Raw genomic sequence first — 13,990 nt, forward strand, 5'->3', positions numbered from 1 at the left:
AGGTCAATCGCCGTAGATGTCGAAATCGAAATAGCGCTTCGTGATCGTATCGTACTCGCCGCTGGCCTTCACGGCCTTAAGCGCCGCGTTGAGACGGTCCCTGAGCGCCGTGTCTTCCTTGCGCACGCCGCCGCCGTCTCCGTAGCCGAACATCTTCTCGTGCGGCAGGGTCACCTTGACCTCATAGGCCTGGCCTTCCGGCTTCTTCAGGAAATCCTGGATCTGGATGCCCGCCGCCGCCATCAGGTCGACGCGGCCGGCCTGCATGTCGGCGATCTCGTCGTCGAGCGTCGGGTAGATCTTCACGTCGGCGATGCCGTTGAACTTGTCCTGCATGTAGGTCGCCTGCAGGCTCGCATTCTGCGCCGCCACGGCCACGCCCTTGAACGTTTCGGGCTTGGTGACGTCGAATTTGCGCGTGTCGGCCTTGGCGCCGACGAGCACGTTGGGCGAGTAATAGTACTTGTCGGTGAAGTCAATGACCTCCTTGCGCTTGTCGGTGATCGACATCGAGCTCCAGATCACGTCGAACTTCTTGTCGAGCAGCGCGGGGATGATGCCGTCCCAGGCGATATCGACGATCTCGCATTTCGCCTTCATCTCGGTRCACACGGCATTCATCAGGTCGATCTCCCAACCCTGCCACTTGCCGCTGGCGTCCTTGACCGAGAAGGGCGCGTATGGCTCGGCCGCGACGCCGAAGCGGATGAYGTCGTCGGCGGCTGCCGAGGGAGCGCTGGCGGCGCCAAGGGCCGCCGCGATCAGCGATGCGATGAGTGCAAGCTTCTTCATGGTTATTCCCCTTTTTGTTTGTGCTGAATTATCTTTTCGCGCTGATGATTTTCAGCCGATGTCCGAAAACGCTAACAGGTCAAATCAAGCCGATCTAATGCCCTCCGCGGCGCGGTTCATCACCAATAGTTATGACAGCCGCAAGGCTTTGGATGGTGCAGTCGGGCTCGTGCTGCGGTGGGCAAAATGCATCGTCCGTCGGGCCAGGTCGCTGTGCCTGAACCGCCATGCCGACCCGGGCTATGAGTTTTCCCCGTTAGCCTCAACCCGAAGGCAATAGGCTCGRCACTGTCCGCCAAATCCCGCTTGTGYCATCGTCGATCCAGTCCTTGGATGCTGATAGCGAGGTCTCGTGCGACTTGAGTTTGCCGAATGAAAACCGATCCCTGCGGGTCCATCGAGGCGCTGGATGAAGAAATCGCTTCCGGCCTCTCGCTGGTAAGGATCGTGGAGACCTGTCTCGAGCGGATCCACGCGCTGAACGGAGAGATCAGGGCGATGATCTWCGTGAGCGAAGCCGAAGCCCTTGATGCCGCGCTTCAGGCAGAGCGCGAAATCCGATCGGGCCGCAGGCGCGGTTCGCTGCACGGTGTGCCCATCGCGATCAAAGACATTATCGATGTGAAGAACTGGCCGACGACCGGCGGGTCCCGATTGTTCGGCAACCAGGTCGCGCAAGATACGGCAGCCTGTATCGCCAACCTTCAGCGGGCGGGCGCGATCATCATCGGCAAGACCAACCTGCACGAGCTCTGTGCCGGCGGGCATGACAACCCGTGGTTCGGCAAGGTCGCCAATCCGCTGGATGGAAGCCGTGGAACGGGCGGCACCAGCAGCGGATCGGCGGCTGCGGTTGCAGCAGGTTTCTGCGCAGCGGCGATCGGCACTGACACCGGCGGCTCAAACCGTTCCCCGGYCGCCGCAACGGGATTGTTTGGCTTCAAGCCCAGCAACGGCCTGATCGATACGAAGGGCGTGATGGGCATCGCGCCTTCGCTGGATTGCGTCGGCGTGCTGGCGCGCTCGACACGGGATGTTCGCCTGGTGACCGAGGCTATGGCCGGAAAACCGCTCGGCGCGCAGGGCGGGGCAAGCGCATCGAGAACCGGGTTGACCATAGGCATCTGCCCGGAGCTGACCGGCGCTCCTGTCGACGGCGCTGTCGAAACCGCATTGGCCGCGCTGCTCGATCAGCCGATGGTTCGCACGGTGGAAATCGCCTTCGACGGCAGGGAGGAGTTCGTCTCTGCGGGTCTGACGATCCTGCAATACGAATTTGCGCAGATCTACCGGGAGTCGATCGAGAAGAACCCGGATCTGGTCGGCGACGCGGTTCGCACCTTCCTGCGGGACGGCACCGGCATCGGCGCGGACGCCTACGACAGGGCCATCGCGATCCGAGCGGAAGCGCGCGCACGGTTCATGGCAAGGATGGCAGACCTGGATGCGCTGGCCGTCCCGACTGCTCCGGGTGCGGCGCCCCGGCTGTCGGACGAGCTCACGCTGGTGAACGGGGAAATGGTGTCGTGGGGGATGGCCGGCGGCCGATTCCGCCGTTGGGCGAATATGCTCGGCATGCCTGCCTTGGCCGTCCCCCTGGGCGTGCCGGACGGCCTGCCGGTATCGGTGYAGCTTGCCGCTCTTCCAGGCCGCGATGCAGCCTTGCTCGACCTTRCCGAAACCCTTGTTGGCGGCTGACGAGCATCCCAGCCTTTGCGGCGCTTCATAACCTATAGGAATAAACTTCATTCGTTTGGCTATTGGAACACCCGGCGTGGCCCGTTAACATCGCCCGGCCGCGACTTGCTTCGACGGCGCAGCGATTTGTCGGCGGGCAGGGTCTATGAAGTTCAGTGAAAAGGACACGATCGCGAAAGACGCGGAGTTCACGCCCCGCGAGAYCGAGATCTTCGCGTCCGTGATGCTGCACGGGACGACGACGAAGGCGGCCGACGCGCTGGACATCACGCAGCCCGCCGTCAGCAAGATGCTGCAGCAGCTCACCGAGAAAGCGGAATTCCAGCTGTTCAGGAAAAGCCGGCAGCGGCTGATCCCGACTCCCGAAGCRCACATGCTCTATGCCGAGGTGCAGCGGGTCTTCGAATCCGCGCGCGGCATCTCGCGCGCCGCACGGGAAATCCGCGAGCTGCGCAGCGGCAGGCTGAACATCTGCGCGCTGCCGGCTTTCGGCTCCACGCTGCTGCCGTCCATCATAACCAGCTTCTCGAGCCAGCATCCGTCCGTGTCCATCTCGCTCGACATCCGCAGCTCCGCGACGGTGGTGCAGCGGGCAAGCCGCAACCAACTCGACATTGGCATCGGGGTGACCGCGTCGGACGAGAATCCTTCTATCGTCAGGCGCGCGCTGACCGCGACACCGCCMGTATGCGTCATGCCGGTGGATCATCGTCTGTCTGAGCTCGATGTCATCCAGGCCGACGATCTCGACGGCCTCGATTTCATCTCGATGGGCTCGGCYGATCCGATGCGGCGCCAGCTCGACGCGCTTTGYGAGGAACGCGGTGTCAAGCGTGTGCTGAAGGTGGAGGCGAGCCTCTCCAGCGCCTGCATCGCGCTGGTGGCGGCGGGGGCGGGCGTGACGGTCGTGGACCGACTTTCCGCGTGGCTCGCGCGCGATTTGCCGATCGAGATCAGGGACTTCCGACCGCATCTCGATCTCAATCTCAGCGTCTACCGTCCATGGGGCGTTATCGCCTCGACCGCGGCGGACGCCTTCACCGAGCACCTCATCCAGACCACGCGCAGCTTCATGAACAGCGTGGACGCCGGGATAAGCGCCTTGAGGGCGAAGCAGGGTTAGGCGCTAGCGGAGCGGCAGGCTTAGGAACAGGCGGTCGATATCGGCTTCGTCATTGTAGACGTGCGGCGACACGCGCATCTTGGTGCCGCGGAGCGTGACGTGCACATTGGCGCGCTTCAATTCCTGCGCCGCATTCGGTGACAGGCGATCGCCGGTATCGAGGATCGAGATATGCGGCGTCGGGAAGCGCGGCCGCACGGCCGGCAGGCCGCGATTTTCCGCCTCGGCCCAGACAAGCTCGTTGAKGTGGCGAAGGCGCTCGAACACCCGGTCGACGGTCCAATCGCGGATGAGCGTCATGGCGGCGATCGCCATCGGCAGCACCGCGAAGTCGGAGCGCTCGCCCATGTCGAACCGGCGCGCGCCCGGCAGGAACTCCGCCACCGTAACGTTGTAGAAGTCGGACCGGTCGCCCCCCAGGCGGTTCCATGAATGATGCTCCAGCGTGCGGCCCTCCTCGTGCCAGCGCGGATCGGCGTAGAGGAAGGCCAGGCGATAGGGGCCGAGCAGGAATTTATAGGTGGCAAAGGCCAGGAAATCCGGCCGCACGCGACGCACGTCGAAGGGCACCGCGCCCACCCACTGGGTGCCGTCGACGACAAGCGCCGCGCCTGCCGCACGTGCAGCTTCCGCCACGGCCTCGAGGTCGATGGCCATTCCTTCGAACCAGTGGACGAGAGTGCCGGCAACGACCGCGACGGGACGGATGGAGCTGCGGATTGCCGATACGATCGCGCCGGTCCAGTCGCCGTCGGCCGGTTGCGCAACGATGTCGACATGGGCGCCCGAGCGCTGCGCCAGATCGTACCAGACATACCGGTGCGAGGTGTGCTCGTTCTCCATGAGAAGGATCGCCGAACCCGCCGGAACCGCCACGTTGGCGGCCGCGATCGCCATGCCGTAGCTGGTGGCGGCGACGATGGCGATGTCGTCGGTGGCGGCGCCGATCATCGAGGCGGCGAGCTGCCGCGCCTGCTCCACCTCGTCGTAATAGGATGCGATGGTCATCTTCCAGGGCTCGGCCTTCACCCTCACGCCGGCCTCTCCGGCCGCGGCCGCGGCATTCGGGATCGGGGACATGTAGGCGGCGTCGAGATAGGCCGTCTCGCGGGGTATGGAAAAGAGATCGCGCTGGCAGCTCAACATGGCGTCACAACCTGAAATCGATCGAAGTGCCCAGTCCCGCGTCGCGGGCGCGGGCATAGACAAGATTGGCGAGCTCGATGTCTTGGGCGGGAACGCCGAGGGACCGATAGAGGGTGATGTCGACATCGCCGGCGCGGCCGGGCTTCGCGCCCGCCAGCACCTCGCCGATCTCGCCGCGAACATGGTCGCGGCCGATCTCGCCTCTCTCGATCGCCTCGATCAGCTCGCCCGCGGCCGCAAGTGCCATGGGCAGGTAATCGACCCAAATCTTCGATCTGCGCACGCATTCGAGGTCAATCTCGCGACATGAGGCGACGCTCGCGCCGACCGCGTTGACATGGACCCCGGGCGGTAGCCATTTGCCGAACAGCACCGGCTGCTCGGACGATGTCGTCGTGCAGATGATGTCGGCCCCGCGAACGGCTTCGGCGGCGTCGGGATGCGCACCAGCTCCGAAGCCGGCGGTCGACAGGCTCTCCGCGAAGCGCTGCGCCTTGGCGGGGTCGCGGCCCCAGACATGGACCGCCCGGATCGGCCGCACCTGTGAAATGGCCTCGACGTGCCGGCGGGCCTGCTCGCCATAGCCGAAGACGGTCAGCGTGGAGCTGTCCGGGCGCGATAGCGCTTTTGTCGCGACCGCGCTGGCCGCCGCAGTCCGCCACGCCGTCAGCTCTCCGCCGTCGATCAGGGCCACGGGCCGCCCGTGATCCTTGTCGAACAGGAAGACACCGCCGCGATGGGAGCCAAGCCCATGCGCGAAATTGCCGGGAAACACCGACAGCACCTTCGCGCCGAACAGCGGCCGGTCGTCCAGTGCCGCATACATCAGCGATAGGCAGCTGCCGACCGCCCCCGGCAGGTCCAGCGTGCGCCTGATCTGCTGGCGTGCCGTGCCGTTTGAGGTCTTGAGCAGCRCCGCCTCGGTCGCTTCAAGCGCCAGGGGAAGCGTCAAGGCCTGCCGGATCGCGTTCTTGTCGATCAATAGGAATTCGCTTTCGGCATTCACCTTGYGGTCTCTTCCATTGCAAAACCTTTGGGCGCCTGGGCGTGCGCCCGGCTCGCCAAGCCTAACACTGCCATCCCGAGCTCCTGCTTACGACTTTCATAACTTCGCGCGGGAAGTTGCCCATGCCGGATCATGCGCGACGGATCGCGGCACGCGCCGGTTCATAACTTTTGGCCATCAACGGCAGCGGCCAGTTCAATTGACCGTGATTGCCCGCCCGTTGCACTGTTTTTCAGCAAACTCGAATGCTCTTCCGGAATATCTGTGGCAAATCATCTGGCGATGTAGAAAATATAGTCTATTTAGTCGACAGTATCTCAATGAAATACGTGCCATATTCCGATTGATTGGCTGTCGGGATGAAATGAAATTTCTGACCAATATTAAAACAAAGGATTGGCGAGAAGAGTAACGGATTGTTGGAGGTTATTCTTATGCGCGTCGTGGTTATCGGTTCCGGCATCGTCGGCAGCTCCGCCGCTTATGAATGCGCCAAGGCGGGAGCAAGTGTCGTCGTGCTCGAGGCCGGCAGGATAGCGGGAGGCACATCAGCGGTAAGCTTCGCCTGGACGAATGYGACGACCAAGCGGCCGCGGCCCTATTTCGATCTCAACGTTGCGGGCATGCGCGCTCATCTAGAGCTGAAGCGCGACTTCGGCGCCGCGCCCTGGTTCACRCAAACCGGCAGTTTCGATTGGCGGACCGTGCCGGAGTCGATGGACGACTATTTCGAGAATTTTCGGCAGATGAAGGAATGGGGCTACGGCGTCGAGTGGATCGACAGGAAACTGGTTGCCGAGATGGAGCCCGATATCGACATCCGGGCCATTGGCGATTGTCCGGTCTCCTATTATCCGGAGGAGGGCTGGATCGATCCGGTCCTCTATTCTGCTTGGCTTTTGCGGGCGGCGAGAGAGCGCTGGGGCGCGCAGGTGAAGGTCAGTGCGCGCGTGACCGAGATCGAAACCGAAGGCGGCCGCGTCCGTGCGGCGCGCACCGCGGATGGCGAGCGCTACGCTGCCGATGCCGTCATCAACTGCACCGGCGGCTGGTCGAGCCAAAGGCTAGGCGATGCCCAAGGCATCCCGCTGTCCTCGACGATCGGCGTTCTCGCCTTCACCCCGCCGGTGGCGCTGACGCTGCRCAGCCAGTTACATGCCGACGATCTGGATATACGGCCCGACGGCGCCGGCCGCATCATGATCCATAAGGTTTCGGTGGACTTGACCTTCAAGAAACCGGAGACACTGAGCCCCGCCGGTGACGAGGCGGCGACGCTGCTTGAGGCGGCGAGCAAGGTCCTGCCTGCGCTCCGCTCCGCAGGCGTGGAAGCCATCCGCACCACGGTTCGGCCTTTTCCGGAGGACGGCTACACCTGCGCCGGCGCGATGCCGGACATCGTCGGTCACTATATGGCGGTGACGCATAGCGGGGTCACCATCGCGCCGCAATTGGGCAGGGTGGTCGCCGACGAGGTCGTGCGCGGCAAGGTCCATGAAGAGATGGAGACGTTCCGTCCCCAGCGCTTTTTCCAGGCGAGCGCGAAACGCGCCGGCGCGCACGCATGATCTCTCTTCGGACACAGGTTCACGATGGCGAAAATTGAACGGCACCAGAAGGACGAGAAGCTCAGCCGGATCGTCGTCCACAAGGGCACGATCTATCTTTCGGGCCTGACGGCAGACGACAGAAAAGCCGACACGGCCGGCCAGACCAGGCAGATATTGCAGAAGGCCGACGCGCTTCTAAAGAGCGTTGGCGCCGATCGGTCGCGGCTGCTGTGCGCGCAAATCTGGCTGAAGGACGTCGCGGATTTCGACGCGATGAACAAGGCTTGGGTYGTCTGGCTCGACGGCGCGGAGCCGCCGGCGCGCGCTACGGTCGGAGCAAGCTTCGYGTTGCCCGATATCCGTGTCGAAATCCAGCTTACCGCCGCAGGCTCCTAATCTCGGGCGTGCGCTGAGCCGTTCCGCAGTTGCGTCAATGTTCTGTTCTCGCTCGCCAGGTTCTAATATCAAGAATCGTCGTCCGACGAACTGCTTGGCGAGCAACGCTGTTTTGTCCGCGTTGTGGTGGTCGACCCGTCATCGCTCGTGGTCGTGGTGGTTTGCGTGTCACAATTCATAGGCTGTTGAGGTTGCGCAGGACCATTCGCATTTTTCGGCAGTTCCCTGCCCGACGTGCTGGCTTGGCGGTTCATGCAATTGTCGAAATCTGACGTTCCGGGACTGAAGCCCGCGCCCGAGCAGGCCCGTTGATAAGAGGCGCGGTTGCCCGCGGYGATCTCGTCAATGGTCTGAGACTGGCAGGCGGAAAGAACAACTGAAGCAAGTACTGCCGCTGAAAAAGCGGTTATGCGACTGTCCATATTTCATCCCTCTCCAATGTTGTCGGGGCTGGCAAGCTATCGCTCTTGAATTACTAAAAAACGTCTTGATCTCGTCGGAATATACCTTCGCGATCCGCAGCGTTCCAGCCATCCGAATCGATCCGTTGCACGCATCCCGTATCTCGATTAGCGGCACCGGGAGTCCTGTTCCCGCGAATTGCCTCGAGGTCGCGGCGACCGAAATGATCGGGAGGGCCCCGCTTCCGCCCGCCTACCGCTCCCTGAACGCCCGCGCGAAAGAATCCACCATCGGACGGACCAGATACTCGAAGAAAGTCCGGTCGCCGGTGCTGATGAAAGCGTCGACCGGGGTGCCGGGGTAGAGCTGCTCGGCCTTCACGCCGGCGGGCAGGGCTTCGGTGATCTTCAGCCTAGCGCGGAAATAGGGTTCGTGCGTGGCCTGGTCGATCAGCCTGTCAGCGGAAATTTCGCTTACCGTGGCCGGAACTTCCGGCGTGAGCCGCGTGTTGAGCGCGGAGAGCCTGAGCTTTGCCGGCTGGCCMACATGCACCTGGTCGATGTCCTTCGGCCGCAGCCTCGCGTCGACCACCAGGCCCGAGGCCGTGGGCAGGATCTCCATGATCTTTTCGCCGGGCGCCACCACGCTGCCTTGCGAATTATAGGTCGAGGACACGACGATGCCTGCCGCCGGCGCGGTGATCGTCGTGCGCTTGAGCACCGCTCGCGCCGCGCGCATCCGCTCCTCGATGTCGGCGAGGTTGGTGCGCACATCGTCGAGCTTGGTCAGTGCTTCCTCGACGCGCTGCGTGGTGGCGCGCTCTGTCTGCGCCTGCGCCTCCACGATCTGCGTGTTGGCAGAGGCAAGATCGGCCTCCAGCGCGCCTGCCTGGCCGACAAGGTCGGCCTCGGAGCGCAAGAGCTGCGAATATTCGGTGCGATTGGTGAGGCCCTTGTCGAGCAGGTCGGTCTTGATGCCGAGCTCCTTCTTCACCACTTCAGCCTGCTGTTCGATGGCCGTTTTCTGCGCGTTCAGCCCTTTGACCGACTCGCGGTGCATGGCGACGCGCTGCGCCAGGATCGATTGCTCCGAGCGGAACCGCGCCAGCCTGGCGTCGAACTCCTTCTGCTGTTCGCGGATCAGATTTTCGAAGTCCTGCTGGAACGGCGCCGGGGCGGGCTCGGCGATCGGCGCCAGCGTGGCGAGCCCGTCGCGCTCGGCCTCCAGCCGCGCCGCACTTGCCTTGAGCGCGATCCATTGTCTTGTCAGCCGGTTGAGATCGRCCTCTGCAGCGGTCCGGTCGAGCAGGATGAGATCCTGGCCTTCGCGCACGCGGTCGCCTTCATGCACCAGCAATTGCTTGATGATGCCGCCCTCGCGATGCTGGATGAGGATGTTGCCGCCGGTCGCCGCGATCGTACCTTGCGTGATCACCGCGCCTGCCAACGGCGCGCTCGCTGCCCAATAGCCGAAGCCGCCGATAAGAAGCGCGATTGCCGCGTAGCCGGCCAAGGCGGTGCGGCGGAAATCCGTGCGCGGGCGGCCATCGAAGGCGAGGCTCTGCGTCATCGTTCAGGACCCGTGGCGGACGGTCGGCGCGGCGCGGATGGTCGGCGTGAACGATCCGGTCACCACCGTGCTCCGCTGCGCGGCTTTAGCCGGCTGGCGCAGCACCTCGGCGCTTGGCCCGAACGCCTCGATGACACCACCGCGCAAGACCATCACGCGATCGCAAGCCGTGGCGATCGAAGGGCGATGCGTGATGACGATCGTGGTGACGCCAGCGGCGCGGGCGGCGGCAAGCACCGCTTCCAGCGCGGTCTCTCCGGCGCCGTCGAGATGCGTGCTCGGCTCATCCAGCACCAGGATGCGGGGGTTGCCGTAGAAGGCGCGCGCCAGCCCGATCCGCTGCCGCTCGCCGCCCGACAGCGTCCCGGCCACTCTCGTCTGATAGCCGTCGCGCATGGTCAGGATCAGCTCATGCGCCTCGGCGCGCTTTGCCGCCTCGACGATTGCCGCGTCGTCGGCCTTCGCGTCGAAGCGCGCGATGTTGTCGGCGATCGAGCCGGGGAAAAGCTCCACCTCCTGCGCCAGATAGCCGATGTGCCGGCCGAGTTGGTTTTCGTCCCAGGTCCTGAGCTCGGCGCCGTCGATCCTGACCGAGCCGCCGGTCGGCGGCGCGGCGCCGACGAGCAGTCGCGCCAGCGTCGATTTGCCGGCGCCGCTCGGGCCGACGATCGCCACCGCTTCGCCGGCGGCTATCGCGAAGCTCAACCGCTTCAGGACCGGCTCGGCGCCGAAGGTGGCATTCGGCGCGATGAAGAAAAGATCCTGCGCCAAGATGGCGCCGGTCGGCTCGGGCAGGATGAGCTTGCTCGCCTCTACCGGCTGCGCCGAAAGCGCGCTCTCAAGCCGCGTCCAGGCGCGCCTGGCCTCGCCCAGTTGCCGCCAGGAACCGATCAACTGGTCGAGCGGCTGCAGCGCGCGCGACGACACCAGTGACGAGGCGAAGATCATGCCGGCCGTCATTTCGCTCTTGAGCACCAGCCAGGCGCCGGTGCCGAGGATCGCCAGCTGCAGCATCATGCGCAGCGCCCTGGAAGCGCCGCTGAAGACGGCGTTGGCGCCGGCCGAGCGGTCATGCAGGACAAGCGCCTCGGCAACATGCCGCCCCCATGCGCGCGCGGCGTTTTCCACCATGCCCATGGCGCGCAGCGTGTCGGCGTTGCGGGCAAAGGCCTGCTCGGCCCGGCTGGCCAGAGCCGAACGCTCCGCCGAAAGCGCATCGTTCCTGCCGATGGCAAGCTGGTTGGCGAAGACCAGCACGACCAGCAGCGCCGCGCCGCCGAGCGTGACCCAGAATAGCAGCGGATGGATCAGGTAGAGCAATGCGAGGAAGACCGGCGCGAAGGGCAGGTCGAACAGCACCGAAACACCGCGCGAGCGGATGAAGGCGCAGACCGAGGCAAGGTCGGTGAGCGGCGACGGCGCATTGCCGGAGCCGAGCGAAGCGGCGAATGTTCTGGCGCCCAGACTGTCATTGACCGTTGCGGCGACGCGCTGCGTGTAGACGGCGCGGATGGCGTCGAGGAAGCCGAGGAAACCAAGCGCYGCGACCGCGATGACCGACAGATAGACAAGCGTCTCGACGCTGGAGGAGGGCAGCACCCGGTCATAGACCTGGAGTAGGTAAAGCGGGATCACCAGCAGCAGAAGGTTGATGAGCAGCGAGAACAGGCCRACATCGGTTACGGCGCGCAGGAAGATCGGCCGCRGGCCGGCCTGCCTGATCGCACCCGGAGCGCTCTCCCGTGACATTGGCTTGACCGCCTAGGCTGTGTGCTCGCCTGTGACGTTCAAATGGCTCTGCTGCACTTCGTCCAACGTATAGGCGCGGATATAGTCGATCTTCATCTCGGCCGGCGTGGCCAGATGATCCGGCGGCGCCCCGGCCTGGCCGCCGATCGCAAGGTCCACCAGCATGTACATCGGCTTGTTCATGTCGGATGGCGTCGCCGCTTCGGCGACCTGCACGCCGTCATAGGTCCACACCAGCTTGTCCGGCGTCCACAGCAGGCCATAGGTATGGAAGCCGGCGGTATCCATGACGTTCACCGTCGATCCCACCGTCGTGTGCTGGCCGGTTTCGTTGGTATGGGCGGTCATCAGCAGCGAATTCGGCTTCTGGCCATACATTTCCATCACGTCGAGTTCCGGCGGCCAGGAGCCATCTTCCGGCAGCAGCCAGAAGGCCGGCCAGGCGCCGGCGTTTTCCGGCAGGTCTGCCTTCATTTCGAAATAACCGTAGGTCTGCGAGAAGGTGTCGTGAGTGGTCAGGATGCCGGAGGTGTATTCGTAATTGTTGATCAGCGGCTTGATGTCGGCAGGCGCCTGCGCCGCGGTGATGGTGAGGACCCCATCCTGCACGCTGAACGGATGCACCGAACTGGTCGGGCCGTAATTGGCGTCTATGTACCACTGCAGCTCGCCGTTGCGGGTGAGCGTGCTGCCGTTCGGCGCGCCCCACCAGAAATTGGTGTCCCAGGTGCCGCCCTGGGCGTTGTGAAGATTGAGCGAGTTGAATTCGTCGCTGAAGGACAGCGTCATGCCGGACTTGTCGATCGGCAGCTGAAAATTGTTGGGCTGCAGTTTGTCGATCGTGGTGTTCTTGAATTCGAGGATCTCGCCCGATCCGAGGTTCAGCACCACATTGGGTCCCGCCTGGATCATGCTGTCGTGGATGGCGGCAAACGACGTGAATCCGTAGCCATCGAGCCGCACGGCATCGTTCGAGGCGAAATTGACGATCGAGTCGCTGCCGTTGCCCTTGGCGATGATGAAAATATCGGCGCCGCCGCCGCCGTCGATCAGCACGTCGTTGCCCGCGCCGCCGTCGATCGTCTGGCCGCCCGCGGTGGCGGTGATGATGTTGTCCAGCGCATTGCCGAAGGCGTAGTTGTGGGCATTGGTGACGACGAGGTTTTCGACATTGTCCGGCAGCGTATAGCTCATCCATGTGTTGATGGTGTCGACGCCCTGGCCAGCGTTTTCGACCACCTTGTTGCCCGCCGAATAAAGGTAATAGATATCGTCACCGGCGCCGCCATACATGGTGACGTTGACGCCGCTGGAGGCCCAGATTGAGTCATTGCCGCTGCTGCCGTTGAACGTCGGTCCGGACGTCGCCGAAAACCAATGATTGGAAGCGCCGCTATAGTAAAGAGGAACGCCTACCGCGTTGACGACGAAGCTCATCGGACACTCCTTCCGCGCTGCCCCGCCCGGATGGCTCATTGCAGGTTCGAGCGCCTGCATCGAACCAATTTGCAACACGGATTATCGTTCCCGAAAATAAGCAAATAGTACAGAGAAAATCGGCAGTATTTTTATCGATATTTTTGCAAAGATAGAATAAGTGATACCTAATACAATTATGGCGAGAGTTGTTCTCAATTTTACTTAATTTTGCAAGGTTTTCTGCCAAAAGATCGTGCAGATAGCCGCGAATGGATGCATTCGTCGCAGCGGGCGGTCGATTGAGTTTTGACCTTCTGGATTGGATCCTCGGCTCATGCCTCGCCCATCGCGATCGACTTCTCGAACGCCGCCGTCAGTCCCTCGGCGACAGCCTCATCGAACCCGGTTTTGCGCATCGTCTCAATCGCCGCGGCGGTGGTGCCGCGATAGCCCAGGAAGGCTTTTACCGTGTCGGCCGGGGAAGCGTCCTTCAAGTCGAGCATGCGGCCACTGCCGATGAGCACCGTGTTGACGGCGCGCTGAGCCACGGCGGGCTCGAGGCCGAAGGCAATGGCGTGGCGCATCATGGCGTCTGCCAGCAGGGCGGGGAAGGCAGGGCCGGAGCCGGTCAGGCCGGTGAGATAATCGATGTCGCGCTCGCTGCCGACCTCGTCTTGGCAGCCGCAGGCGGAAAAGATCGCGCGCACGATGGCGCGGTCTTCTCCGGTCGCGTCGCTGCTCGCGATCCATGGCGTGTAGGATTTGGCGACCTCGGCGGCGGCGTTGGGCAGCGTGCGCACCACGCGGCGCGTGCCGTGCTTCTCGCCGATTTCGGCAAGGCGGATGCCGGCCATCACCGAGATCACCAGCTTGCCCTTCGCGTCGATGGCGAGCGCGGACCAGTCCTGCGGCCGCACCGAAAGCACGACCACGTCCGAGCGGTCGGCGAGCGCCTGGTTGTCGTCGGTCCAGAATGCACCGGCGAAACGATCCGGCCTCGCGCTCCGGTAGGAGAGGGCGAGGTCCTGCGCGCTGACGACGCTGGCCTGGAGCGCGGCGCTCGCGATGGCGCCGCCCAGCCAGCCCGCGCCGCCGACGATGCCCAGCCTGATTGCGGTGCCCATGTCCATTGCCTCCGTT

The 13,990-nt window shown here is 63.8% G+C and carries 11 protein-coding genes; 4 read left to right on the forward strand and 7 right to left on the reverse strand.

The genetic code is table 11. The annotated features are described in order from the left end of the window. Positions 1-3 precede the first annotated feature (3 nt). Positions 4-792, reverse strand: coding sequence for a transporter substrate-binding domain-containing protein (locus tag LCM4576_RS04995; protein ID WP_071030827.1), 789 nt, complete (start codon positions 790-792; stop codon positions 4-6). A gap of 372 nt (positions 793-1,164) precedes the next feature. Here LCM4576_RS04995 and LCM4576_RS05000 point away from each other — a divergent pair, with 372 nt between their 5' ends. Together LCM4576_RS05000 and LCM4576_RS05005 are read left to right on the forward strand one after the other, a co-directional pair. Beyond that, the gene (locus tag LCM4576_RS05000; RefSeq protein ID WP_071030828.1) at positions 1,165-2,490 is read left to right on the forward strand and encodes an amidase; all 1,326 of its coding nucleotides are present in this window, start codon (positions 1,165-1,167) and stop codon (positions 2,488-2,490) included. A 145-nt stretch (positions 2,491-2,635) separates the two neighbouring features. Next, positions 2,636-3,613 (forward strand): LysR substrate-binding domain-containing protein, encoded by a 978-nt coding sequence (locus LCM4576_RS05005; RefSeq protein ID WP_071030829.1) that lies wholly within the window; start codon positions 2,636-2,638, stop codon positions 3,611-3,613. Between the two features lie 3 nt (positions 3,614-3,616). Here LCM4576_RS05005 and LCM4576_RS05010 read toward each other — a convergent pair whose 3' ends face one another. After that, complete coding sequence (locus LCM4576_RS05010) at positions 3,617-4,759, reverse strand: aminotransferase class V-fold PLP-dependent enzyme (RefSeq protein WP_071030830.1); 1,143 nt, start codon at positions 4,757-4,759, stop codon at positions 3,617-3,619. A 4-nt stretch (positions 4,760-4,763) separates the two neighbouring features. Beyond that, positions 4,764-5,765, reverse strand: a complete 1,002-nt coding sequence (locus LCM4576_RS05015; protein WP_071030831.1) for an ornithine cyclodeaminase family protein — start codon at positions 5,763-5,765, stop codon at positions 4,764-4,766. A gap of 434 nt (positions 5,766-6,199) precedes the next feature. On the opposite strand from LCM4576_RS05015, the gene LCM4576_RS05020 reads away from it, so the two are divergent. Beyond that, positions 6,200-7,333 (forward strand): FAD-binding oxidoreductase, encoded by a 1,134-nt coding sequence (locus tag LCM4576_RS05020; RefSeq protein ID WP_071030832.1) that lies wholly within the window; start codon positions 6,200-6,202, stop codon positions 7,331-7,333. Between the two features lie 24 nt (positions 7,334-7,357). Next, positions 7,358-7,711 (forward strand): RidA family protein, encoded by a 354-nt coding sequence (locus LCM4576_RS05025; RefSeq protein ID WP_071030833.1) that lies wholly within the window; start codon positions 7,358-7,360, stop codon positions 7,709-7,711. Positions 7,712-8,365: 654 nt separating this feature from the next. Here the strand turns inward: LCM4576_RS05025 and LCM4576_RS05030 are convergent. The 4 genes from LCM4576_RS05030 to LCM4576_RS05045 form a co-directional block, all read right to left on the reverse strand. Further along, complete coding sequence (locus tag LCM4576_RS05030) at positions 8,366-9,682, reverse strand: HlyD family type I secretion periplasmic adaptor subunit (RefSeq protein WP_071030834.1); 1,317 nt, start codon at positions 9,680-9,682, stop codon at positions 8,366-8,368. Positions 9,683-9,685: 3 nt separating this feature from the next. Further along, positions 9,686-11,431: a type I secretion system permease/ATPase gene (locus LCM4576_RS05035; protein ID WP_071030835.1), complete on the reverse strand. Its 1,746-nt coding sequence runs from the start codon at positions 11,429-11,431 to the stop codon at positions 9,686-9,688. Between the two features lie 12 nt (positions 11,432-11,443). Then, positions 11,444-12,868 (reverse strand): family 16 glycosylhydrolase, encoded by a 1,425-nt coding sequence (locus tag LCM4576_RS05040; RefSeq protein ID WP_071030836.1) that lies wholly within the window; start codon positions 12,866-12,868, stop codon positions 11,444-11,446. Positions 12,869-13,182: 314 nt separating this feature from the next. After that, positions 13,183-13,974, reverse strand: coding sequence for a pyrroline-5-carboxylate reductase (locus LCM4576_RS05045; RefSeq protein WP_071030983.1), 792 nt, complete (start codon positions 13,972-13,974; stop codon positions 13,183-13,185). Positions 13,975-13,990: the final 16 nt, after the last annotated feature.

The sequence above is a fragment of the Mesorhizobium sp. LCM 4576 genome, assembly GCF_001854815.1.
GTDB classification, from domain to species: Bacteria; Pseudomonadota; Alphaproteobacteria; order Rhizobiales; family Rhizobiaceae; genus Mesorhizobium; species Mesorhizobium plurifarium.